Source organism: Methylobacterium sp. P1-11, from assembly GCF_008329595.1.
Lineage (GTDB): Bacteria > Pseudomonadota > Alphaproteobacteria > Rhizobiales > Beijerinckiaceae > Methylobacterium.
Genome location: NZ_NPKS01000073.1, coordinates 1 through 6431, shown reverse-complemented (window position 1 = coordinate 6431; position 6431 = coordinate 1). Strand labels below are relative to the sequence as shown.

At 67.4% G+C, this 6431-nt stretch carries 6 protein-coding genes and 1 pseudogene; 6 read left to right on the top strand and 1 reads right to left on the bottom strand.

Annotated features, from left to right (window positions below; translation table 11 throughout):
* Nucleotides 1-443 precede the first annotated feature (443 nt).
* Both CIW48_RS32605 and CIW48_RS32600 read left to right on the top strand, forming a co-directional pair.
* Entirely contained in the window at nt 444-1964 is a 1521-nt protein-coding gene (locus CIW48_RS32605) for an ATPase domain-containing protein (protein ID WP_149314479.1), read from the top strand.
* Complete coding sequence (locus CIW48_RS32600; RefSeq protein WP_149314478.1) at nt 1964-4015, top strand: PAS domain-containing sensor histidine kinase; 2052 nt, start codon at nt 1964-1966, stop codon at nt 4013-4015. The genes CIW48_RS32605 and CIW48_RS32600 overlap by 1 nt, the downstream gene beginning before the upstream one ends.
* Before the next feature lie 289 nt (nt 4016-4304).
* On the opposite strand, the gene CIW48_RS32595 is transcribed toward CIW48_RS32600, so the two are convergent.
* Nucleotides 4305-4559, bottom strand: coding sequence for a hypothetical protein (locus CIW48_RS32595; protein WP_091784528.1), 255 nt, complete (start codon nt 4557-4559; stop codon nt 4305-4307).
* A 262-nt stretch (nt 4560-4821) separates the two neighbouring features.
* Between CIW48_RS32595 and CIW48_RS33650 the strand changes: the two genes are divergently transcribed.
* The 4 genes and pseudogenes from CIW48_RS33650 to CIW48_RS32580 form a co-directional block, all read left to right on the top strand.
* Nucleotides 4822-4977 carry a hypothetical protein gene (locus CIW48_RS33650; protein WP_173009482.1) on the top strand — a complete coding sequence of 52 codons (156 nt, stop codon included), beginning with the start codon at nt 4822-4824 and terminating at the stop codon, nt 4975-4977.
* Between the two features lie 143 nt (nt 4978-5120).
* On the top strand, nt 5121-5327 hold the full coding sequence (locus CIW48_RS32590; protein WP_149314477.1) for a hypothetical protein: 207 nt from the start codon (nt 5121-5123) through the stop codon (nt 5325-5327).
* A 496-nt stretch (nt 5328-5823) separates the two neighbouring features.
* Complete coding sequence (locus CIW48_RS32585; RefSeq protein WP_149314476.1) at nt 5824-6087, top strand: hypothetical protein; 264 nt, start codon at nt 5824-5826, stop codon at nt 6085-6087.
* A 209-nt stretch (nt 6088-6296) separates the two neighbouring features.
* Nucleotides 6297-6431: pseudogene (locus CIW48_RS32580) on the top strand (DNA-binding response regulator); the annotation flags it as partial.

Here is a 6431-nt window from a genome sequence, read left to right as displayed (position 1 = left end):
GTGTTCCGGATGATGCACGCTTGGTCGCAGCTCGCAGGATCTGTGGCTGCCTGGCGATGGCCGTGCTGCGGGACGAGCTTGGTGAAGGTGGATCGATGGGCGCGATCCGGTTCACACGAAGTGCTTCGACTTCTCGCCTTCCCCGTCCGTGACCGCTGGGCGGCGGGCGAGCGGGATGCCCGCGACAGCTTGGAGCGCCTGCCCCGCCACGGGTCCGAACACCGCCGGTTCACCTACGTCGCCTGCGGCCGGCCAGAATCGTCGGACCCGGCGCCCCACGTCCGGCTCGAGGAGGACGAAATTTCGGAAGCGAAGCGATGACCTGATCCGGTCGAGCGGCCCGGGAGGCGCGGAGGCCGCGCATGGGCCGCCGAGCAAGCAGGAGCATTCCCCGTGCCCGAGCGTTGAAGTGATGCTTCGGAAAGGCTTGGCGTACCAACACGATGGCAGAACACGGCCCCGACACCCCGACCCGCGTCCCTGGGCGCATCTCGACCGGCGTACCCGGCCTCGACGAGGTCCTGTGCGGCGGCCTCACCCCGGACAGGCTCTACCTGCTGGAGGGTACGCCCGGCACTGGCAAGACCACGCTCTCGCTCCAGTTCCTGCTCGACGGCGCCGCGCGCGGCGAACGCGGCCTCTATGTCACCCTCTCCGAAACGGAGGACGAGTTGCGGAGCGCGGCTGTCTCGCACGGCTGGGCGCTCGACGGCATCGAGATCTACGAACTCGTCAACGAACTCGGCCTGGATCCCGACAGCGAGCAGTCGATCCTGCACCCGTCCGAGATCGAGCTCGGCGAGACCGTCAAGGACGTCATCGCTCGCGTCGACGACTTGAAGCCGATCCGGGTGGTGTTCGACAGCCTGTCCGAGTTGCGCCTGCTGGCCCAGAACCCGCTGCGCTACCGACGGCAGATCCTGGCCCTCAAGCAGTTCTTTGCCAAACGGGCCTGCACCGTGCTGATGCTGGACGACCGGACCTCGGAGGCCGGCGACGTACAGCTCCACAGCATCGCCCACGGGGTGATCTCTTTGGAGCAGTCGCCGCGCGAGTTCGGCTCCGAACGACGCCGGCTGCGGATCATCAAGATGCGTGGCATCAAGTTCCGCGGCGGCTACCACGATTTCGTGCTCGACACGGGTGGTCTGCGGGTCTTCCCCCGCCTGATCGCGGCGGAGCACCACGCGAGGTTCGATCCGGCCGCCACCTCGACCGGCTCCGCCGAGCTCGACCTGCTGCTCGGCGGCGGTCTGGTGCCCGGCACCAACACCCTGCTGCTCGGTCCCTCGGGGGTCGGAAAGACCACGACGGCCGTCCGATGCATGCTCGCCGCCTTGGAGCGAGGAGAGGCGGCGACCTACTTCCTGTTCGATGAGGGGCTGACGACCGTGCTCGCCCGTTCCGCGATGCTCGGCATGGACTTGGCTCCCCACATCGAGGCGGGCCGGCTGACCATCACCCAGATCGATCCGGCGGAACTCGCTCCGGGCGAGTTCTCCACCCTCGTCCGGCACGCGGTGGAGGAACGCCGCTCAACCTTCGTCGCCATCGACAGCCTGAACGCCTACCTGCACGCGATGCCGGGCGAGCAGTTCCTGATCCTGCAGATGCACGAACTCCTGAACTACCTGAACCAGCAAGGTGTCACGACGCTGCTGGTCCTGGGCCAGCACGGGGTCATCGGGAACGTGCAGACCGACATCGACCTCAGCTATCTCAGCGACGGCATCCTGCTGTTCCGCTACTTCGAGGCCAAGGGCGAGGTCCGCACGGCCGTGTCCATGGTGAAGAGCCGGGTCAACGCGCATGAGCGCACGATCCGCGAGTTGAAGCTCACGGCCGAGGGGCTTCGGGTCGGCGCGGCCCTGAGCGACTTCGAGGCTGTGCTCACGGGCCTGCCGTCCTACCGGGGCGAGGTCGCGATGCTGCCTGGCAGCACCCGGCCGGCGGGTGCGGTCTGATGGATTGCCCGTCGGATCACGAAAGGCGCGTTCTGATCCTGGCGCCGCGAGGGCGCGACGCCGAGGTGATCGAGCAGGTGCTCAACCGCGCCGGCACCCCGACCACGGTGTGCGCAGACCTTTTCGATTGGGTGACGTGCCTGCAGGCGGGAGCCGGTGCCGCGCTGGTAACCGAGGAGGCGCTCGCCGACGCGGACACGCGGTCGCTGTTCGCTTGGCTCGACGAGCAGCCCGCCTGGTCCGACTTCCCGTTCATCGTCCTGGCGACCCGGCAGGTCGGCCGCCGGCCGGAGCGAGCCGCCGGCATGCTCGCGCGACTCGGCAACGTCATCCTGCTGGAGCGCCCGATCAACGCCGAGACATTGGCCAGCGCCGCCGCGTCGGCGCTGCGGGCGCGCCGGCGCCAGTACCAGGCACGCACCCTCCTGGCCGAGCGCGAACGCACGCAGGAGCGCCTGCGCCTGCTCAACGAGGGCCTCGAACGGCGGGTCACGGAGCGGACCCAAGAGGTCGAGGCCGCTCGCGAGACCTTGGCCTTCGCCCTTGACGCGGCCGGCATGGGCTCGTGGGACCTCGATCTCGCGAACGGAACCTCCCGCCACTCCCCTCGCTTCGATGCCATCTTCGGCTACGCCGAGCCGGTCCCATCGTGGACCCGCGAGACCCTTCTCGCGCACGTCGTCGAGGAGGACCGGTCGGCGGTCGAGGCGGCGTTCTCGGCGGTCCCGGAGACCGGTGGCATCGGCCTGGAATGCCGGATCACGCGGCGAGACGGCGCCGTGCGCTGGGTCGCGGCGAAAGGGCAGGTGAGACACGACGCGACCGGTGCGCCGTCCCGCATCGCCGGGATCCTGGTGGACCGGACCGATCAGCGCATGACTGAGGACGCGCTGCGGCAGGCCCAGAAGATGGAGGCCATCGGGCAGCTGACCGGGGGCGTCGCCCATGACTTCAACAATCTCCTCACCGTCATCGTCGGTGGCCTCGACATGATGCTGCGCCGGCCCGAGCAGGTCGACCGGGTCAAGCGATTGGCCGAGGCGGCGATGGGCGCGGCGCGGCGCGGCGAGCAGCTCACCCAGCAACTCCTGGCGTTCTCGCGCCGGCAGATGCTGCGGCCGCAGACCCTGAACCCGAACCGCCTGCTCCTGGACTTCAGACCGCTGGCCGAGCGGGCGGCAACAGGGGCCGTCGAGCTCATCTTCGATCTCGACCCGGCGCTCGACCCGATCCGCATCGATCCGGTGCAGTTCGAGGCGGCGGTGCTGAACCTGATCGTGAACGCCCGCGACGCGATGGAGGGCCGGGACGGGCACGCCCGGATCGCGGTCGTGAGCCGCAACGTCCGCCTCGGCACGGCCGCCGTCGCCGACAAGGGCGTGTCACCGGGATCCTACGTGGTCGTGTCGGTCAGCGACACCGGCAGCGGCATCCCGCCCGACACGCTCCAGCGCGTGTTCGAGCCGTTCTTCACGACCAAGGAGGTCGGCAAGGGAACGGGGCTCGGTCTCAGCCAGGTCTACGGCTTCACCCGCAGCGCCAAAGGCTTCGTGGACGTCGAGTCCAAGGTTGGCGAGGGGACTACGTTCAACCTGTACTTTCCGCGCTCGACCGACCCAGCCGACGAGCAGACCGGACCGGAAGTGCTGGGTGCCATCCCGCTTCGCCGGGCCGGCGAGGGCGAGACGGTGCTGCTAGTCGAGGATGATGAGCAGGTGCTCGGGATGGCGGTCGAGAGCCTTGAGGAGCTGCGCTACCGGGTCATCGTCGCCCACAACGCCGCCGAAGCGTTGGAGCATCTCCGGGGCGTGGAACGCATCGACATCCTGTTCTCCGACGTCGTCATGCCGGGCGGGATGAACGGATCACAATTGGCGGTCGAAGCGCAGGGGATACGTCCCGGCATCAAGGTGTTGCTCACCTCGGGCTACGTGGCCAACCTCGACGAAGGACAGGTGATCGGGCACGGCGAGTTGCCGGTGCTGAACAAGCCTTACCGGCGCGACGAACTGGCTCGCTCGCTTCGGTTGGTTCTCGGCGCCAAAGCCTGAGCTGTTTCAGGATTGTCCCTGCGCCCGCTTCCGGTCCGGACCGGAAGCGGGCGGAAGCTCGCGAATGAACCCGCCTGCCGTGACGAGTTCGATATCATGCACCTCCCATTGCACCGGGGCGGATTCAGGAACGGACCAGGGCGACTCTGCAAACTGTCTCGTTCGTGCGAGCGCGTCAGCTTTTTGCTTTCTTCAAGCGCATTTGGCAGTCGCTTCGCTCGGTCTGCCGAGCGCCGAAGGGGGTGAGCTCGCTGGTTTCGCGTGCCTGCCCCGAGTTTGCAGTGACGCCCTAGTCGCGCGCAGGCTTCGGCTCGGGCTTGGCGGCCCGGGTGAGGCTCCGGATCGCCCGTGGCGGCCGACCTGCCTTCTGCGCGATCTCCGCCTCCTGCTGCTCAATCAGCTCACGGGCCGGCTGATCGCCATCCAAGCCACCCAGCATCTCCATCGGCACACGCCGGTTCGAAGCGCGGCTGCCGTCCTCAAAGACGACATCGAACAGGATGGTGCCCCGCTCTTGGGGCAGGGACTTCACGCGCTTGGCCATGCCGGGCTGATATGCTTGTCGGTACAGCAGCGCCAGACCAGCAGAGTGACGCATGCCGGCCGGCTGAGCGCCTGACCCAATCAGCAGCGCGGCCTGTTTGTCGACCGCCAAGCGGAAGCGGACCACGTCAAACCCGTCTCCCGGCGAGGCACGGGCGGGCCGCCTCGGCCGCGAATGTGTTGGCCCGGCGTTCTGAGATGGTGCATAGGAGCTTCATCCCTCCGCGCAATCCCGTGCCCTGGGCCACGAAGCGGAGGCCGAAATGGCACGCGAATTCACGACCGGCAAAGCACAGGCTGTCACACCTGAGGACTTCAACGAGCGCGTGAAACGCCTGCTCGCCGACAAGCCGGACCCGCGCAAGGCCGAGCCGAAGGGTAAGAACTACAAGTCCGGCAACCCATTTACGCGAGTCTAAGGACGTCAGCTTGGGGATGTTCGCTCAGCCGCGGACATCTCCACTGGCTCTTCAGGCAGAAGCCACGCTCATGCGCCTGCTGTCGATGGCTTGAAGTCACCTTTGCCATGGCGTGATCGCGAGCAGCCTGTCATAAGGCGGGTATGGTCGATACTGTTCCCCACCCCTACTCCATCGAGGTCTCGCCTCTCACCAAGCCGGAGGGCCACTTCCAGTGGGCGATCCGCCGGAGCGGTAAGCTGAGCGAGCGCTCCGACCGTCCGCACCGCAGCGAGGCCAAAGCGCACGAGAGTGCCATGGAGGCCATCGAGCGGGCCCTGAAGCCGAATGCGGCGTCCGGGCGCCGCTAAGACGGGCGGGCGCCACATCTCGCGATGTTCCGGCTTGACGGGGCCGAGGGCGAGGAATGGGGCAAGGTCGATATCGGCCTCGGTTCGCAGGACGCGGTACTGGCGACAGGCCGGACGAACTCACGTCCACCTTCGCGGCCGCGCATCGATCCCCGGCGCTTGCGCTGGACACACCGATGGCTTTGCAGGTCAAGGCGGACTGAACCCCGAGCTGGTCCAGGCACTGACCCGAAGGGTGTGGGGCGCTGCCTAGGCTTGGACCTGCGGCTCCTCGTCGACGTCGGCCCGCGCGCGAGCGCTCGGCGCCAACGTGCACCTGCCCACGCGCGAGCACTCGTCCGAGACTTGCGCGATAAGGAAAGGCAAGCCCGTCGTCACACAACCAGGAGCTTGCCGGCCTCACTGAGGCCCTGCGGCCGGTCGAAGCTGGCGAGATCCTGGGTTCCGGCCCCGACGAATGGGCGGTTGCCCTGCTGCGCCGAGAAGGAGTGCTCTGATGAGGATCAAAGTTATTGAGGCGCGCATCGCCAGACTGGAGGCGAGCCAGCGCTACAATGCCCGCGCCCGCATGTCCCACGTACAACTGGACCGTCAGCTTCTGGCGGGCATGAACGAGATCGCGGCCGATCACGGCAGCATCGGCGCGGCGGTCACCGCCATGGAGGCGTCGCCCGATCCGATCGATCAGGAACTGGCACGGGAGATCACATCGTTCATCGAGCAGCAGCGGATCGAGCGCGAACGGAGAGCGGCGCATTAGATGCGGCACATGGATTCGACGAACCGGTAGCGCCGGCGGGCGCGGGGCAAGGTCACCGCCAGGGACGGCGCGCCCGACCTTGAGGGGCACGAGCCCACCACCGAGGAGTGGGCCGTGCGGTTTGTCACCAAGTGCTGAAGCACTGGAGCGGCTGTTAACCATTCGGTATCGTTGAGGACGTATGAGGCATCTCGGATCGAGGTAGCGTTATGCGTGTTCTGCTGATCGAAGACGACGCCACCGTTGCGCAGAGCATCGAGCTGATGCTCAAGTCCGAGAACTTCAACACCTACACCACCGATCTCGGGGAAGAGGGTGTCGATCTCGGTAAGCTCTACGACTAC

Excerpts from the sequence above, each read along its gene's own strand:
- CIW48_RS32605 (WP_149314479.1), top strand. The coding sequence starts at position 444 with ATGGCAGAACACGGCCCCGACACCCCGACCCGCGTCCCTGGGCGCATC.
- CIW48_RS32585 (WP_149314476.1), top strand. The coding sequence starts at position 5,824 with ATGAGGATCAAAGTTATTGAGGCGCGCATCGCCAGACTGGAGGCGAGC.
- CIW48_RS32595 (WP_091784528.1), bottom strand. The coding sequence starts at position 4,559 with ATGGCCAAGCGCGTGAAGTCCCTGCCCCAAGAGCGGGGCACCATCCTG.
- CIW48_RS32600 (WP_149314478.1), top strand. The coding sequence starts at position 1,964 with ATGGATTGCCCGTCGGATCACGAAAGGCGCGTTCTGATCCTGGCGCCG.
- CIW48_RS33650 (WP_173009482.1), top strand. The coding sequence starts at position 4,822 with ATGGCACGCGAATTCACGACCGGCAAAGCACAGGCTGTCACACCTGAG.
- CIW48_RS32590 (WP_149314477.1), top strand. The coding sequence starts at position 5,121 with ATGGTCGATACTGTTCCCCACCCCTACTCCATCGAGGTCTCGCCTCTC.